The 284-nt window shown below is 43.0% G+C and carries 1 protein-coding gene; it reads right to left on the reverse strand.

Annotation, left to right across the window (positions count from 1 at the left end; all coding sequences use genetic code 11):
- Positions 1-92: 92 nt before the first annotated feature.
- Positions 93-284 (reverse strand): hypothetical protein (locus H5073_RS18305; RefSeq protein ID WP_220488114.1); only part of this gene is annotated, 192 nt, incomplete at its 5' end.

The following is a 284-nucleotide window of genomic DNA, read 5'->3' on the forward strand; positions in this document are numbered from 1 at the left end:
CTGCCTATAATGCGCAACCACTGAGACGGCAAACGGTTCACGCCAACGCTGAATCAGTTTGGTTTATAGGTTGATTTGAAACAGTTAACCGCTTAAATCAAAGCGAAAAGAAAGTTTGAAAAAACACTTGACGCTGACAACGGATTGCGTAGAATACGCAGCCCAAGCCAACGACCTGGCGTCAACGGCCGCTGAATGAAAATTAAGTTTTTCATGTTAGCAACGCTCTTTAACAATACGAACAAGAAATCTGTGTGGACACTCACAGGTATTGAGTTATTCGA

Source organism: Shewanella sp. SR44-3 (assembly GCF_014163735.1).
Lineage (GTDB): Bacteria > Pseudomonadota > Gammaproteobacteria > Enterobacterales > Shewanellaceae > Shewanella.